This is a genomic window from Serratia sp. CY33525 (assembly GCF_052169115.1).
GTDB classification, from domain to species: Bacteria; Pseudomonadota; Gammaproteobacteria; order Enterobacterales; family Enterobacteriaceae; genus Serratia; species Serratia sarumanii.
In genome coordinates this window covers 768,100-783,855 of record NZ_JBJNLK010000001.1, presented here as the reverse complement: position 1 = coordinate 783,855, position 15,756 = coordinate 768,100, and the positions used below count along the sequence as shown (strand labels likewise).

General features: G+C 59.1%; 12 protein-coding genes. 10 read left to right on the top strand and 2 right to left on the bottom strand.

The genetic code is table 11. From position 1 onward, the window contains the following. The first annotated feature begins 1 nt into the window (after position 1). Positions 2-658 carry a sugar phosphatase gene (locus ACJ8IM_RS03675; RefSeq protein ID WP_033653760.1) on the top strand — a complete coding sequence of 219 codons (657 nt, stop codon included), beginning with the start codon at positions 2-4 and terminating at the stop codon, positions 656-658. Positions 659-737: 79 nt separating this feature from the next. Continuing rightward, positions 738-2,588 (top strand): SLC13 family permease, encoded by a 1,851-nt coding sequence (locus ACJ8IM_RS03670; protein ID WP_071883829.1) that lies wholly within the window; start codon positions 738-740, stop codon positions 2,586-2,588. A 27-nt stretch (positions 2,589-2,615) separates the two neighbouring features. Here ACJ8IM_RS03670 and yfbR read toward each other — a convergent pair whose 3' ends face one another. Together yfbR and ACJ8IM_RS03660 are read right to left on the bottom strand one after the other, a co-directional pair. After that, on the bottom strand, positions 2,616-3,215 hold the full coding sequence (yfbR, locus tag ACJ8IM_RS03665) for a 5'-deoxynucleotidase (RefSeq protein WP_025303666.1): 600 nt from the start codon (positions 3,213-3,215) through the stop codon (positions 2,616-2,618). Between the two features lie 107 nt (positions 3,216-3,322). Beyond that, complete coding sequence (locus tag ACJ8IM_RS03660) at positions 3,323-4,537, bottom strand: pyridoxal phosphate-dependent aminotransferase (RefSeq protein WP_004936047.1); 1,215 nt, start codon at positions 4,535-4,537, stop codon at positions 3,323-3,325. Positions 4,538-5,391: 854 nt separating this feature from the next. Between ACJ8IM_RS03660 and lrhA the strand changes: the two genes are divergently transcribed. From lrhA to nuoH, 8 genes are all read left to right on the top strand, one after another. Then, positions 5,392-6,336: a transcriptional regulator LrhA gene (lrhA, locus tag ACJ8IM_RS03655; protein ID WP_033653761.1), complete on the top strand. Its 945-nt coding sequence runs from the start codon at positions 5,392-5,394 to the stop codon at positions 6,334-6,336. Positions 6,337-7,043: 707 nt separating this feature from the next. Continuing rightward, positions 7,044-7,481: an NADH-quinone oxidoreductase subunit NuoA gene (gene nuoA / locus ACJ8IM_RS03650; protein WP_033648046.1), complete on the top strand. Its 438-nt coding sequence runs from the start codon at positions 7,044-7,046 to the stop codon at positions 7,479-7,481. A 15-nt stretch (positions 7,482-7,496) separates the two neighbouring features. Next, positions 7,497-8,171 carry a NuoB/complex I 20 kDa subunit family protein gene (locus ACJ8IM_RS03645; RefSeq protein WP_004936039.1) on the top strand — a complete coding sequence of 225 codons (675 nt, stop codon included), beginning with the start codon at positions 7,497-7,499 and terminating at the stop codon, positions 8,169-8,171. A 96-nt stretch (positions 8,172-8,267) separates the two neighbouring features. Next, a complete protein-coding gene (nuoC, locus tag ACJ8IM_RS03640) occupies positions 8,268-10,064 on the top strand; it encodes an NADH-quinone oxidoreductase subunit C/D (protein ID WP_004936036.1) in 1,797 nt (598 codons plus the stop codon). A gap of 2 nt (positions 10,065-10,066) precedes the next feature. Then, a complete protein-coding gene (gene nuoE / locus ACJ8IM_RS03635) occupies positions 10,067-10,618 on the top strand; it encodes an NADH-quinone oxidoreductase subunit NuoE (RefSeq protein WP_033635327.1) in 552 nt (183 codons plus the stop codon). Then, entirely contained in the window at positions 10,615-11,961 is a 1,347-nt protein-coding gene (gene nuoF / locus ACJ8IM_RS03630; RefSeq protein ID WP_015378579.1) for an NADH-quinone oxidoreductase subunit NuoF, read from the top strand. The genes nuoE and nuoF overlap by 4 nt, the downstream gene beginning before the upstream one ends. A 76-nt stretch (positions 11,962-12,037) precedes the next feature. Then, positions 12,038-14,776, top strand: coding sequence for an NADH-quinone oxidoreductase subunit NuoG (gene nuoG, locus ACJ8IM_RS03625; RefSeq protein WP_049234003.1), 2,739 nt, complete (start codon positions 12,038-12,040; stop codon positions 14,774-14,776). After that, on the top strand, positions 14,773-15,750 hold the full coding sequence (gene nuoH / locus ACJ8IM_RS03620) for an NADH-quinone oxidoreductase subunit NuoH (protein ID WP_004936022.1): 978 nt from the start codon (positions 14,773-14,775) through the stop codon (positions 15,748-15,750). The genes nuoG and nuoH overlap by 4 nt, the downstream gene beginning before the upstream one ends. Positions 15,751-15,756 lie beyond the last annotated feature (6 nt).

Below are 15,756 nucleotides of genomic sequence, written 5' to 3'. Positions count from 1 at the left end.
TGTGGAGTGTAAGGGTTTTCTGTTCGATCTTGATGGCACCCTGGTGGATTCGCTGCCGGCGGTAGAGCGCGCCTGGACGCACTGGGCCGAACGCCGCGGCGTCAACCCGCAAGCGGTGCTGGACTTCATTCACGGTAAACAGGCCATTACTTCTCTGCGCCACTTTATGCCGGGCGAAAGCGAAGCAGAAATTCAGCGCGAGTTCGAGTTGCTGGAGCAGGTGGAAGCGCAGGATACCGACGGCGTTCGCGCGCTGCCGGGCGCCATCGCGCTGCTGGAGCGCCTGAACGTGCTCGGCATCCCTTGGGCGATCGTCACCTCCGGTTCGGTGCCGGTGGCGGGCGCTCGCCGCCAGGCCGGCGGTTTGCCGCAGCCGGAGGTGTTCATCACCGCCGAGCAGGTTAAACACGGCAAGCCGCAGCCCGACGCCTATCTGCTGGGCGCCGAGCGCCTGGGGCTGGCACCGCACGAGTGCGTGGTGGTTGAAGACGCGCCGGCCGGTATTCTCTCCGGCCTGGCCGCGGGCTGCCAGGTGATCGCGGTCAACGCGCCGGCGGATGCGCCGAAGCTGGATCAGGTCGACCTGCGGCTGGATTCGCTGGCGCAGATCGCCGTCGATAAAACGGCGCAGGGCGCGATCGTTCGCCGGCTGGCCTGAGCGGCATTATCTTCACCCTAATTGATTAGACCCCGCTTCGGCGGGGTTTTTTTATGCTATTTTTTAGGCCCTTGGACATTTGCCGGATGAGGCCGTTTTGAACAGCGAATTACTGTGGGTGCTGAGTTTACTGCTGATTGCCATCGTGCTGTTTACCACCAACAAGCTGCGTATGGACGTGGTGGCGCTGTTGGTGATCATCGCCTTCGTGCTGAGCGGCACGCTCAGTCTGCAGGAGGCGACGGTCGGTTTCAGCGATCCCAACGTGATTTTGATCGCGGCGCTGTTCGTGATCGGTGAAGGGCTGGTGCGCACCGGCGTGGCCTATCAGGTGGGGGACTGGCTGGTGAAAGTGGCCGGCAGCAGCGAAACCAAAATGTTGATGCTGCTGATGGTGACGGTCGCCGGGCTGGGCGCGTTCATGAGCTCGACCGGCGTGGTGGCGATCTTTATCCCGGTGGTGCTCAGCGTGACGGCGAGAATGAAGATTGCGCCGGGGCGGCTGATGATGCCGCTCAGCTTCGCCGGGCTCATCAGCGGCATGATGACGCTGGTGGCCACGCCGCCCAACATGGTGGTCAACAGCGAACTGGTGCGTGAAGGCATCCATGGTTTCGGTTTCTTCAGCGTGACGCCCATCGGTCTGGCGGTGCTGGCGCTGGGCGTCGGTTACATGCTGATCGCTCGGCGTTGGCTGGGCAGCGGTGACACGGGCAAAGCCGGCGATGACTGGCAGCGCCGAACCTTCCGCGATTTGATCCGCGACTACAAGCTGACCGGCCGCGCGCGGCGGCTGGCTGTCCGCAGCGCTTCGCCGCTGATCGGGCGTTCGCTGGATGAGCTGCACCTGCGCGCGCGCTATGGCGCCAACGTGGTGGGCATTGAGCGCTGGAAACGCTTCCGGCGGGTGATGGTCAGCGCTTCCGGCAGCACCGAGCTGCGCGAGGGCGACGTCCTCTTGATCGACATGTCGGACAGCCAGGTCGATCTGCGCGAATTCTGCGGCGAGCAGCGGCTGGAGCCGATGGTGCTGCGCGGCGATTACTTCTCGGAACAGTCGCGCAACGTCGGCATGGCCGAAGTGTCGCTGATCCCGGACTCGGCGCTGCTGGGCAAAAGCCTGCGCGAAGCGGCGTTCCGCAGCCGCTACGATCTGAACGTGGTGGGCATCCGCCGCCACGGCGAGACGCTGGGCGGCAAGCTGGTGGACGAGCCGCTGGAGCTGGGCGACATCTTGCTGGTGATCGGCGACTGGAAGGCGATCCGTCAGCTGCAGGCCAAAACCCACGACTTTATCGTGCTCAATCTGCCGGCCGAAGTGGACGAAGTGGCGCCGGCGATCACCCAGGCGCCGCACGCGCTGTTTTGTCTGGCGCTGATGGTGGCGATGATGCTGACCGACGAAATCCCCAACCCGATCGCGGCGCTGATCGCCTGTCTGCTGATGGGCAAGTTCCGCTGTATTGATATGGAGAGCGCCTATAAATCGATCCATTGGCCGAGCATCATTTTGATCGTCGGCATGATGCCGTTCGCGCAGGCGCTGCAAAAGACCGGCGGGGTGGATCTGATCGTCAGCGGGCTGATGGACGTCGCCGGCGGTGCGGGGCCGCGCGTGATGCTGCTGTGCCTGTTCGTCTTGTGCGCCACCATCGGCCTGTTTATTTCCAACACCGCGACGGCGGTGCTGATGGCGCCGATCGCCATCGCCGCCGCGCGCGAAATGGGCGTTTCGCCATACCCGTTCGCGATGATTATCGCCATCGCCGCGTCCGCCGCCTTTATGACGCCGGTTTCTTCACCGGTCAACACGCTGGTGCTGGGGCCGGGCAATTACAAGTTCGGCGATTTCGTGCGTCTCGGCGTGCCGTTCACCCTGCTGGTGATGGCGGTCAGCGTGATAGTGGTGCCGTGGCTCTACGGCTTTTAACGGCGCAGCGAGGCTGCGCCGGCGGAGTTACAGCGAGCTGTCGAGGCTGATTTCGTCCAATGACAGGCTGAAGCTGGGGATGAACACGTCCATGAAGTAGTCCATTTCCGGGCTGCGGCGCTGTTCCAGGGTTTTATCCAGCCGCGCCTTGGCCAGGGTGAATTCGTTGTTGCCGGCAGAGAGTTCCTCCAGGCATTTCAGGTAGGCGCACAGTGCGTCTGCCTGCTTCACTACCTGCTTTTCATCTTCGCTGTAGTAGTGCTCATCCAGAATGGTGCGGAAATCGTTGCGCAGCTCCGCGGGGATCATGTCCAGCAGCTTTTGCTGGGCGATCTTTTCGATCTTCTTGTATTCGTGGGCGATCTGCGGATTGTAGTACTTGATCGGCGTTGGCATGTCGCCGGTGATCACTTCGCTGGCGTCGTGGTACATCGCCAGCAGCGCAACGCGGTCGGCGTTGAGGTTGCCGTTGAATTTGCGGTTTTTGATCACCGCCAACGCGTGGGCGACAAAAGCCACCTGCAGACTGTGTTCGGAAACGTTCTCGGTACGCACGTTGCGCATCAGCGGCCAGCGGTTGATCAGTTTCAGGCGGGACAGATGGGCGAAGAAATGGCTCTGGCTCATGGTGCTCTCTTTAACGGCAAGTGAGGGCCCCATTGTGAAGCAGTGACGGCGAATTTTGCAACCGGGCAGTGAGAGAAGGGCGCAACAAGGCGCTGCGCCCCAGGCGATTACTGGTGGTAGCCTTCCAGGAAGCGGCCCAGCTTGCCGACCGCCATTTCCAGCTCGTCTACGCGCGGCAGGGTGACGATGCGCACGTGATCCGGATAAGGCCAGTTGAACGCGGTGCCCTGCACCAGCAGCACTTTTTCCTGCAGCAGCAGATCCAGCACCAGCTTCTGGTCGTCGTGGATGTTGAAGCGCTTGGCGTCGATGCGTGGGAACATGTACAGCGCGCCCTGCGGCTTCACGCAAGAGACGCCCGGGATGTCGTTGAGCAGCTCCCAGGTGCGGTTGCGCTGTTCGTACAGGCGGCCGCCGGGCTGAATGAACTCGCTGATGCTCTGATAACCGCCCAGCGCGGTCTGAATGGCGTGCTGCATCGGCACGTTGGCGCACAGGCGCATCGAAGCCAGCATCTCCAGCCCTTCGATATAGCCTTTGGCGTGCTTCTTCGGCCCGTTCAGCACCATCCAGCCCTGGCGGAAGCCCGCCACGCGGTAGGTTTTCGACAGGCCGTTGAAGGTGACGGTCAGCAAATCCGGCGCCAGCGCGGCGATCGAATGGTGCTCGGCTTCGTCATACAGGATCTTGTCGTAGATCTCGTCGGCGAAGATGATCAGGTTGTGTTGACGGGCGATCTCGACGATCTGTTCCAGCAGCGCTTTGCTGTAAACCGCGCCGGTCGGGTTGTTCGGGTTGATGATCACGATGCCGCGGGTGCGCGGGGTGATCTTGCTGATGATGTCGTCCAGATCCGGGAACCAGCCGGCCTGCTCATCGCACAGGTAGTGCACGGCCTTGCCGCCGGACAGCGATACCGCGGCGGTCCACAGCGGGTAGTCCGGCGCCGGCACCAGCATTTCGTCGCCGCTGTTGAGCAGCGCCTGCATGGATTGGACGATCAGTTCCGAGACGCCGTTGCCAATGTAGATATCCTCAACGGTCACGTCACGCATGTTGCGCGCCTGATAGTGCTGCATGATCGCTTTACGCGCCGAGAAGAGGCCCTTGGAGTCGGAATAGCCTTGCGCCGTGGGCAGATTGCGGATCACGTCGACCAGGATTTCGTCAGGGGCGTCGAAACCGAACGGGGCAGGGTTGCCGATGTTCAGTTTCAGGACTTTGTTGCCTTCTTCTTCAAGACGTTTGGCTTCTTTAAGCACCGGGCCGCGAATGTCATAGCAGACGTTGTCCAGTTTGCTGGATTTCTCAATGGGGGACATAAAAAGTTGAGCCTTTTGCTGGGATAGGGGCGCTCCTACCGTGGGACGCCGCAACCCGCCCAATGTACTCCTGGCGTAGTTGCTTTTGAAGGGTTTTGCACGCCTTTGGTGCAAATGCATGTCGTAACGGGAGATTTTAGTTATGATAAGCAAAGGTAAAGTTATTTTGTGGTTCATAATTTCATGAACTATAATTTTACTAGGGTTTTGTTCTGTAAAATCCCGCATCGATAAACGCGACGTGCCGGCGATCGCGGCCGGCAGCAGTGAACTGATAAGCCGAAAGTGAGAATGGGCTTCAATAAACTGTAAAGGAACGATAATACCGGAGTTGTCTGATAGCGGGTTGTCGGTTAGCGCACCACACTAAGAAAATGGCATATTTACATTAGCTTTACTTTATATTTTAGCTTAAGCATTGTTTATGTGGTTATAGGATTATTATTTAAAGTAAAAATCTTACTGATTGAATTTATTAAATTCATTGAGTAGTAACACGAAGTCGATATCGTTAATTATTTATCTTTTTTGCTCTGTAATGCAGTCTGGTCGCCGGTTGATAAGGGTTCTCAGTAGCACGAATGGAGTGGAAATTAGGCAGTATGAATGAGTAAAATCTCAGGTTCGGTGGGGTTTTCCCTTTCCACCGATATTCAACCCCCCGCGTTCTATAAGCACCATCGATAGATCGCATTTTAAAAAGCGATAGAGGTAACGAATCATAAGTAATTTTTTTGCCCTCCACTTATGAGTGGGGTACTGTCATAACAGGCTCCGTCCTTTTCAACGGCGTCTGAGAAACACACCAGGGTAGTAGTTCGTAAATTAGAATTTAAAAAAGTGAAGAATACACTATGACAACTGCAAATCGTCCGATACTTAATCTCGACCTCGATCTGCTAAGAACCTTTGTTGCGGTTGCTGATTTGAATACCTTCGCGGCGGCGGCCGTCGCCGTATGCCGTACTCAATCAGCCGTCAGTCAACAAATGCAGCGATTAGAGCAACTGGTCGGCAAAGAACTGTTTGCCCGCCATGGGCGCAACAAACTCCTGACTGAGCATGGTATTCAGCTTCTCGGTTATGCCAGGAAGATCCTGCGCTTTAACGACGAAGCCTGTACCTCGCTGATGTACAACAATATTAAAGGTGTTCTGACCATCGGCGCTTCCGACGACACCGCCGATACCATTCTGCCTTTCCTGCTGAACCGCGTGACCGCCATCTATCCGAAGCTGTCCATTGACGTGCGCGTAAAGCGCAGCACGACGATGGTCGATCTGCTGGAAGAGGGCGAGATCGATCTGGCGGTGACCACGGCCGATCCGGCCGGGCACCCGCACATCGTGCTGCGCACATCGCCGACGCTGTGGTACTGCGCCGCCGATTACCACTATCAGGCCGGCGAACCGATCCCGCTGGTGGTGATGGATGAGCCAAGCCCGTTCCGCGCGCTGGCGATCAAGCAGCTGGACGAAGCCGGTATCCCGTGGCGCATCGCCTACGTCGCCTCCACGCTGTCCGCGGTGCGGGCGGCCTGTAAGGCCGGCCTGGGCGTGACCGCGCGGCCGATCGAGATGATGAGCCCCGACCTGCGGGTGCTGGGGGCGGTGGAAGGTTTGCCGCCGCTGCCGGATACCCAGTATGCGCTGTGCAAAAACGCGCAGTGCAGCAACGAATTGGCGATGGCCATCTTCAGCGCCATGCAGGGCGGCAATGACGGTTATGGCTTCAACGGCGCGGAAGCCGGTCTCCAGGGCGATCAGGATGACGCCAGCCTGGTAGACGAAGAAGAATAACGCCGCGGCGTTAGATCTGATGAAAACCTCTGCTTCGGCGGAGGTTTTTTTTGTCCTTTTTTTGGCGATTTTTACTGTTATAGGGATTTAATGACGATTTTGTTATGAGTTGGCTGTTTTACTAACTTTTAAGCGTTGCTGAAAAGAGAGTTTGGCCGGGTTTAAGACGTTGAGTGTGTTTTTTGAGCAATAAGATTGAATGGGTTAAAGGCATGGTAATAGAAGGGTTATTTTGTTAGCTTATAGCGGCCGTTTTTGCGGCTTAATTTGAGGAAAATTGTTAAAGGGCCACACTTTTTTTGAGGATTTATGCTGAAAACGTGTCCTGGATCAAAAAAATACCCCTAGGTAGTGAGTGGAAGAACAGGGAATTCCTGAGACAATGGTATAGTAAAACTGAAATGTGCACGTTGGTTTATATCTATCTGTTTCTACACAAAAATTAACTGACACGATTTAGCCAGCCCCTGGCGCATCAAATGTTAATCAAATGATACGTATGTAAACTAGTGTGTAGATACTTTTGTCAAAGTTGACAAAAGGTTATAGAAAGGAGTAAAAAGCCCACAGAAAAACGCTGCCTAACTCGCTGTAAAAGCAGTTTGTTTGTGTGGTTATTTATCCTTCCCTTAAATCGATGTGGCGCACTAACTGCCGGTGACAAGAGCAGCGCGATCGACGCCACTTTTGATGAGTAAGCATAGAGTATGTCAACAACCACTGAAGTTATCGCTCATCACTGGGCGCTCGCCGTATTTCTCGTCGTGGCTATCGGGCTTTGCGGCTTAATGCTGCTGGGTGCGTTCTTCTTGGGCGGGAGAGCCCGGGCGCGCGCCAAACACACCCCGTTTGAATCAGGTATCGACTCGGTCGGCACGGCGCGCATGCGCTTGTCCGCCAAGTTCTACCTGGTGGCCATGTTCTTCGTTATTTTCGACGTTGAAGCCTTATACCTGTACGCCTGGTCGGTCTCGGTTCGCGAGAGCGGTTGGGTAGGCTTTATCGAAGCCGCCATTTTCATTTTGGTGCTATTGGCCGGTCTGGTTTATCTGGTGCGCGTCGGCGCGTTGGATTGGACTCCGGCGCGTTCCCAACGCCGCAGCAAACCGAGCACGATCACTAACACCAACAGTCATCCGCAGTAACAGCGAGGCATTAAGATGGACTATACGCTCACCCGCATAGACCCGAACGGTGAGAACGACCGTTATCCCCTGCAAAAACAGGAGATCGTCGCCGATCCCCTGGAACAACAGGTCCACCGCACGGTTTACATGGGTAAACTCGAACATGCGCTGCATGACATGGTGAACTGGGGGCGTAAAAACTCTATTTGGCCGTATAACTTCGGCCTTTCGTGCTGTTACGTGGAGATGGTGACGTCGTTTACCGCCGTTCACGACGTGGCGCGTTTCGGTGCGGAAGTACTGCGCGCCTCCCCGCGTCAGGCTGACCTGATGGTGGTGGCCGGTACCTGTTTCACCAAGATGGCCCCGGTCATCCAACGCCTGTACGAGCAGATGCTGGAACCTAAATGGGTGATCTCGATGGGCGCCTGCGCCAACTCCGGCGGCATGTACGACATCTATTCCGTGGTGCAGGGCGTGGACAAGTTCCTGCCGGTCGACGTGTACATTCCCGGCTGCCCGCCGCGTCCGGAAGCCTACATGCAAGCGCTGATGCTGCTGCAGGAATCCATCGGCAAAGAACGTCGCCCGCTGTCGTGGGTTGTCGGCGATCAGGGCGTTTACCGCGCCAATATGCAGTCTGAAAGAGAGCGTAAACACGGCGAGCGCATCGCGGTGACCAACCTCCGGACGCCTGACGAGATTTAAGACGTTCATTTAACGTCCATCTTAGTGCGCTATTGGTTAACACAGCGAAAAGTGAAACTTGCGGCGAATAACCCTTTAGTGTGGTGAAAAAAAATTATGACAGATTTGACGACGCACGACGCCTTGCCTGCCTGGCAGACCCGAGATCACCTTGACGACCCGGTGATCGGCGAACTGCGCAACCGTTTTGGGCCGGAAGCCTTTACTGTTCAGGCCACCCGTACCGGCATGCCCGTGGTATGGGTTAAACCTGACCAGTTGCTGGAAGTAATGACGTTCCTGAGAAAACAGCCGAAGCCGTATGTCATGCTGTTCGATCTGCATGGCGTGGACGAACGTCTTCGCACCCACCGCGATGGCCTGCCCGCTGCGGATTTCTCCGTTTTCTACCATCTGATTTCCATCGAACGCAACCGCGACATCATGCTGAAGGTGGCGCTGTCTGAAAAAGACCTGCACGTGCCGACGGCGACCAAGGTGTTCCCGAACGCCAACTGGTACGAGCGCGAAACCTGGGAAATGTTCGGTATCACCTTCGACGGCCACCCGCACCTGTCGCGCATCATGATGCCGCAGACCTGGGAAGGGCACCCGCTGCGCAAGGACTACCCGGCGCGCGCCACCGAATTCGATCCTTTCGTGCTGACCAAGCAGAAAGAAGATCTGGAGATGGAAGCGCTGACCTTCAAGCCCGAAGACTGGGGCATGAAGCGCGGCACCGAGAACGAAGACTTCATGTTCCTCAACCTCGGTCCGAACCACCCCTCCGCGCACGGTGCGTTCCGCATCATTCTGCAGCTGGACGGCGAAGAGATCGTCGACTGCGTGCCGGATATCGGCTATCACCACCGCGGCGCCGAGAAGATGGGCGAGCGCCAATCCTGGCACAGCTACATTCCGTACACCGACCGTATCGAGTACCTCGGCGGCTGCGTGAACGAAATGCCTTACGTGCTGGCGGTCGAGAAGCTGGCCGGCATCAAGGTGCCGGAGCGCGTCGACACCATCCGCGTGATGCTGTCCGAGCTGTTCCGCATCAACAGCCACCTGCTGTACATCTCCACCTTCATTCAGGACGTCGGCGCGATGACCCCGGTGTTCTTCGCCTTTACCGATCGTCAGAAAATCTACGATCTGGTGGAAGCGATCACCGGTTTCCGTATGCACCCGGCCTGGTTCCGCATCGGCGGCGTCGCGCACGATCTGCCGCGCGGCTGGGATCGCCTGCTGCGTGAATTCCTCGACTGGATGCCGAAGCGTCTGGACTCCTACGTGAAAGCGGCGCTGAAGAACAGCATCCTGAAAGGCCGTTCCATCGGCGTAGCGTCTTACAACGCCAAAGAAGCGCTGGAGTGGGGCGTGACCGGCGCCGGCCTGCGCGCCACTGGCGTCGAGTTCGACGTGCGTAAATGGCGTCCGTACTCCGGCTACGAGAACTTCGACTTCGAAGTGCCGGTCGGCGACGGCACCAGCGACTGCTACACCCGCGTGATGCTGAAGGTGGAAGAGCTGCGCCAGAGCCTGCGCATCCTCGAACAGTGCCTGAACAACATGCCGGAAGGCCCGTTCAAGGCCGATCACCCGCTGACTACGCCGCCGCCGAAAGAGCGCACGCTGCAGCACATTGAAACGCTGATCACCCACTTCCTGCAGGTTTCCTGGGGCCCGGTGATGCCAGCCAACGAATCATTCCAGATGATTGAAGCCACCAAAGGGATCAACAGCTACTACCTGACCAGCGACGGCAGCACCATGAGCTACCGCACCCGGGTACGTACGCCGAGCTTTGCGCACCTGCAGCAGATCCCATCGGTCATCCGTGGCAGCCTGGTTTCCGACCTGATCGTCTATCTGGGTAGTATCGATTTTGTTATGTCAGATGTGGACCGCTAATTATGCACTCTCAAAAAGACAATCACGCAGTCAATGATGCGCTCGAGCCCATCAACGCAGCCGCTCCTCAGAGCGGCGTTGATGCATTTGTACTGAGTGCGGAAGAACGTGATGCGATCGAGCACGAAAAGCATCATTACGAGGATCCGCGCGCCGCTTCCATCGAAGCACTGAAAATTGTGCAGAAGCAGCGCGGCTGGGTTCCGGACGGTGCGATTTACGCCATCGCGGAAGTGCTGGGCATCCCCGCCAGCGACGTAGAAGGCGTGGCCACGTTCTACAGCCAGATTTTCCGTCAGCCGGTAGGACGTCACGTGATCCGTTATTGTGACAGCGTTGTTTGTCACATCACCGGTTACCAGGGCATTCAGGCCGCTATCGAGAAGAAGCTGAACATCAAGCCGGGTCAAACCACCTTTGATGGCCGCTTCACGCTGCTGCCGACCTGCTGTCTGGGCAACTGCGATAAAGGGCCGACCATGATGATTGATGACGACACTCACAGTCAGCTGAAGCCTGAAGATATCGAGACGCTACTGGAGCAGTATCAATGACCAAGCACATTGTACGCACTCCCGAAACGCATCCGCTGACCTGGCGGCTGCGTGATGACAAGCAGCCGCTGTGGCTGGACGAATACCGCAGCAAAAACGGCTATGCCGGCGCGGAAAAGGCCCTCAAAGGCCTGGCACCGGACGAGATCGTCGGCCTGGTGAAAGACTCCGGGCTGAAGGGCCGCGGCGGCGCGGGCTTCTCCACCGGTTTGAAGTGGAGCCTGATGCCGAAGGACGAATCCATGAACATCCGTTACCTGCTGTGTAACGCCGATGAGATGGAGCCGGGCACCTATAAAGACCGCCTGCTGATGGAGCAGCTGCCGCACCTGCTGGTGGAAGGCATGCTGATCTCCGCGTTCGCGCTGAAAGCCTACCGTGGGTACATCTTCCTGCGCGGTGAGTACATCGAAGCGGCGGCGCATCTGCGTCGTGCCATCGCGGAAGCCACCGAAGCCGGCTATCTGGGCAAGAACATTCTCGGCACCGGGTTCGATTTCGAGCTGATCGTGCACACCGGCGCCGGCCGTTACATCTGCGGCGAAGAAACCGCGCTGATCAACTCGCTGGAAGGCCGCCGAGCCAACCCGCGCTCCAAGCCGCCATTCCCGGCCAGCGCCGGCGTGTGGGGCAAGCCGACCTGCGTCAACAACGTCGAAACGCTGTGCAACGTGCCGGCCATTTTGGCGAACGGCGTGGAGTGGTACACCGGCATCTCCGGCAGTGAAGACAAAGGCACCAAGCTGATGGGCTTCTCCGGCCGGGTGAAAAATCCGGGCGTTTGGGAGCTGCCGTTCGGCACCACCGCGCGGGAGATCCTGGAAGACTACGCCGGCGGCATGCGCGACGGTCTGCGCTTCAAAGCCTGGCAGCCGGGCGGCGCGGGGACCGACTTCCTGACCGCCGATCACCTCGATCTGCCGATGGAATACGGCGCGATCGGCAAAGCCGGCAGCCGTCTCGGCACCGCGCTGGCGATGGCGGTAGACCACGAGATCGGCATGGTGCCGCTGGTGCGTAACCTGGAAGAGTTCTTCGCCCGCGAGTCCTGCGGCTGGTGTACGCCATGCCGCGACGGCCTGCCGTGGAGCGTGAAGATCCTGCGTGCGTTGGAAAACGGCGAAGGGCAGCCGGGGGATATCGAAACCCTCGAACAGCTGTGCCGTTCCCTCGGCCCGGGCAAAACCTTCTGCGCCCACGCGCCAGGTGCCGTAGAGCCACTGCAAAGCGCGATTAAATATTTCCGTGAAGAGTTCGAGGCGGGCATCGCCGTGCAGCACTTCGGCAACGCCCATGCGATTGGCGGCATTCAGCCGAACAATCTGCTGAAGCAGCGCTGGTAAGCCGACTCGCCCGAACACGGCCAGAATTTTTGATTAACGCCTGCCGCAAGGCAGGCCACTTGGAAGCATGCTGACTATGGCTACGATTCATGTAGACGGCAAAGAGTATGAGGTAGACGGAGCGGACAACCTGCTGCAGGCTTGTCTTTCCCTCGGCCTTGATATTCCTTACTTTTGCTGGCATCCGGCGCTGGGAAGCGTCGGCGCTTGCCGCCAATGTGCGGTAAAGCAATACCAAAACGCGGAAGATACGCGCGGCCGTTTGGTGATGTCCTGTATGACCCCGGCATCCGATGGCACCTTCATCTCCATCGATGACGGCGAAGCGAAGCAGTTCCGTGAAAGCGTGGTCGAGTGGTTGATGACCAACCACCCGCACGATTGCCCGGTCTGTGAGGAAGGCGGTAACTGTCACCTGCAGGATATGACGGTAATGACCGGCCACAGCTTCCGCCGCTACCGCTTCACCAAGCGCACCCACAACAACCAGGAGCTGGGGCCGTTTATCTCGCACGAGATGAACCGCTGCATCGCCTGCTACCGCTGCGTGCGTTACTACAAAGACTATGCGGACGGCACTGACTTCGGCGTGTACGGCGCGCACGACAACGTCTACTTCGGTCGCCCGGAAAGCGGCACGCTGGAAAGCGAGTTCTCCGGCAACCTGGTGGAAGTGTGCCCGACCGGCGTATTCACCGACAAAACGCACTCCGAGCGCTACAACCGTAAATGGGACATGCAGTTCGCGCCGAGCATTTGCCAGCAGTGCAGCATCGGCTGTAACACCAGCCCGGGCGAGCGCTATGGCGAGCTGCGCCGTATCGAAAACCGTTACAACGGCAGCGTGAACCACTACTTCCTGTGCGACCGCGGCCGCTTCGGTTACGGCTACGTCAACCAGAAAGATCGTCCGCGTCAACCGCAGCAGCTGCGCGGCGATGACTGGATCACCCTGAACGCCGAGCAGGCGATGCAGGGCGCGGCGGACATCCTGCGTCAGGCGAAGAAAACCATCGGCATCGGCTCCCCGCGCGCCAGCCTGGAAAGCAACTTCGCACTGCGCGAGCTGGTCGGCGCCGAGAACTACTACACCGGTATCGCTCAGGCGGAGCAATCACGCCTGGCGCTGATGCTGAACGTGCTGAAGAACGGCGGTGTCCATACGCCGGCGCTGCGTGAGATCGAAGATTACGACGCGGTGCTGGTGCTGGGCGAAGACCTGACGCAAACCGGTGCGCGTATCGCGCTGTCCGTGCGCCAGGCCGTCAAGGGTAAAGCCCGCGCGATGGCGGCGGCGCAACGCGTGGCCGACTGGCAGATCGCGGCGGTGCAGAACATCGGTCAGCACGCCAAGTACCCGCTGTTCACCACCAACGTCGACAACACCCGTCTGGACGACATCGCCGCCTGGAACTACCGCGCGCCGGTGGACGAGCAGGCGCGCTTCGGCTTCGCCATCGCTCACGCGCTGGACAGCGCGGCGCCGGCGGTGAACGATCTGGCTGAAGGCCTGAACAAGAAAGTCGATATCATCGTGCAGGCGCTGACCGGCGCACGCAAACCGCTGATTATTACCGGCAGCAACGCCGGCAGCGAAGCCATCATCGAAGCGGCGGCCAACATCGCCAAAGCGTTGAAGGGCCGCGGTTCCGATGTCGGCATCACCTTCGTGGCGGGCGCAGCCAACAGCATGGGCCTGGCGATGATCGGCGGCGGTTCGCTCGATCAGGCGCTGGAACAGCTGGCGAGCGGCGCAGCCGATACCGCCATCGTGATGGAAAACGATCTCTATCGTCATGCGCCGGCGGCGCAGGTGGATGCGGCGCTGGCCAAGGTCAACAACCTGATCGTCGCCGACCACCAGCGCACCGCGATCATGGACAAAGCCAACCTGATCCTCTCCTCGGCCAGCTTCGCCGAGAGCGACGGTACGCTGATCAACCAGGAAGGCCGCGCGCAGCGCTTCTTCCAGGTATACGATCCGGCCTACTACGACGACGCCAAGAAGAATCAGTTCACCGTGATGCTGGAAAGCTGGCGCTGGATGCACTCGCTGCACTCCACCTACACCAGCCGCCACGTGGACTGGACCCAGCTCGATGACGTGATCGCCGCTTGCGTCGCCGCGTTGCCGCAGCTGCAGGGCATCGTCGACGCCGCGCCGGACGCGACTTTCCGCATTCGCGGTCAGAAGCTGGCGCGTTCGCCGCACCGCTCCAGCGGCCGTACCGCCATGCGCGCCAACATCAGCGTGCACGAGCCGCGTCAGCCGCAGGATAAAGACACCATGTTCGCCTTCTCGATGGAAGGGAACAACAGCCCGCTGGCCGATCGTCAGCAGATCCCGTTCGCCTGGGCGCCAGGCTGGAACTCACCGCAGGCATGGAACAAGTTCCAGGCCGAAGTGGGCGGCAAACTGCGCCACGGCGATCCGGGCGTGCGCCTGATCGAAGCGGGGGAGGGCAGCCTCGGTTACTTCGACCGCGTGCCTGCCGCGTTCAATCCGAACGACGGCTGGCGTGTCGCGCCGTACTACCACCTGTTCGGCAGCGACGAAATGTCGCAGCGCTCTCACGTGATCCAGCAGCGCATGCCGGAAGCCTACGTGATGGTCAACCCGGCCGACGCGGCGACGCTTGGCGTCAACGCGGGCAGCCTGGTGGAGTTCAGCTGTGCGGGCCAGACCCTGCGTCTGCCGGTGCGTCTGAGTGAAACCCTGACCCAGGGCCAGGTTGGTTTGCCGCTCGGCTTGCCAGGGATCCCGCCGATCTTGGTGGGTGCTAAGGTAGACAATCTGCGGGAGGCGGCACGATGAGCTGGTTTACCCCTGAGGTGATCGACATTCTGATCGCCATTCTTAAAGCGGTCGTGATCCTGTTGGTGGTCGTGGCGTGCGGGGCATTCATGAGCTTTGGCGAACGCCGCCTGCTCGGCCTGTTCCAGAACCGCTACGGACCGAACCGCGTAGGCTGGGGCGGCTCGCTGCAGCTGGTCGCCGACATGATCAAAATGTTCTTCAAGGAAGACTGGGTGCCGAGATTCTCCGACCGGGTGATCTTCACCCTGGCGCCGATGATCGCCTTTACTTCCCTGTTGCTGGCATTTGCCATCGTGCCGGTCAGCCCGACCTGGGCGGTGTCCGATCTCAACATCGGTATTCTGTTCTTCCTGATGATGGCCGGCCTGGCGGTGTACGCCGTGCTGTTCGCCGGATGGTCGAGCAACAACAAATACTCGCTGTTGGGCGCGATGCGCGCCTCCGCGCAAACCCTGAGCTACGAAGTGTTCATCGGCCTGTCGCTGATGGGCGTGGTGATGCAGGCGGATTCGTTCAACATGCAGGCCATCGTTGAATCCCAGGCGCACGTCTGGAACGTCATTCCGCAGTTCTTCGGCTTCGTGACCTTCGCGATCGCCGGCGTGGCGGTGTGTCACCGTCACCCGTTTGACCAGCCGGAAGCCGAGCAGGAACTGGCCGACGGTTACCACATCGAATATTCCGGCATGAAGTTCGGTCTGTTCTTCGTGGGGGAATACATCGGTATCGTCACCGTGTCCGCCCTGATTGTGACGTTGTTCTTCGGCGGCTGGCAGGGTCCGTTCCTGCCGCCATTCATCTGGTTCGCGTTGAAAACGGCCTTCTTCATGATGATGTTCATCCTGATCCGTGCCGCGCTGCCGCGTCCGCGTTATGACCAGGTGATGTCCTTCGGCTGGAAAGTGTGCCTGCCGCTGACGCTGCTGAACCTGCTGGCAACCGCCGCGGTCATTTTGTACAACGCTCAATAAGGGGTG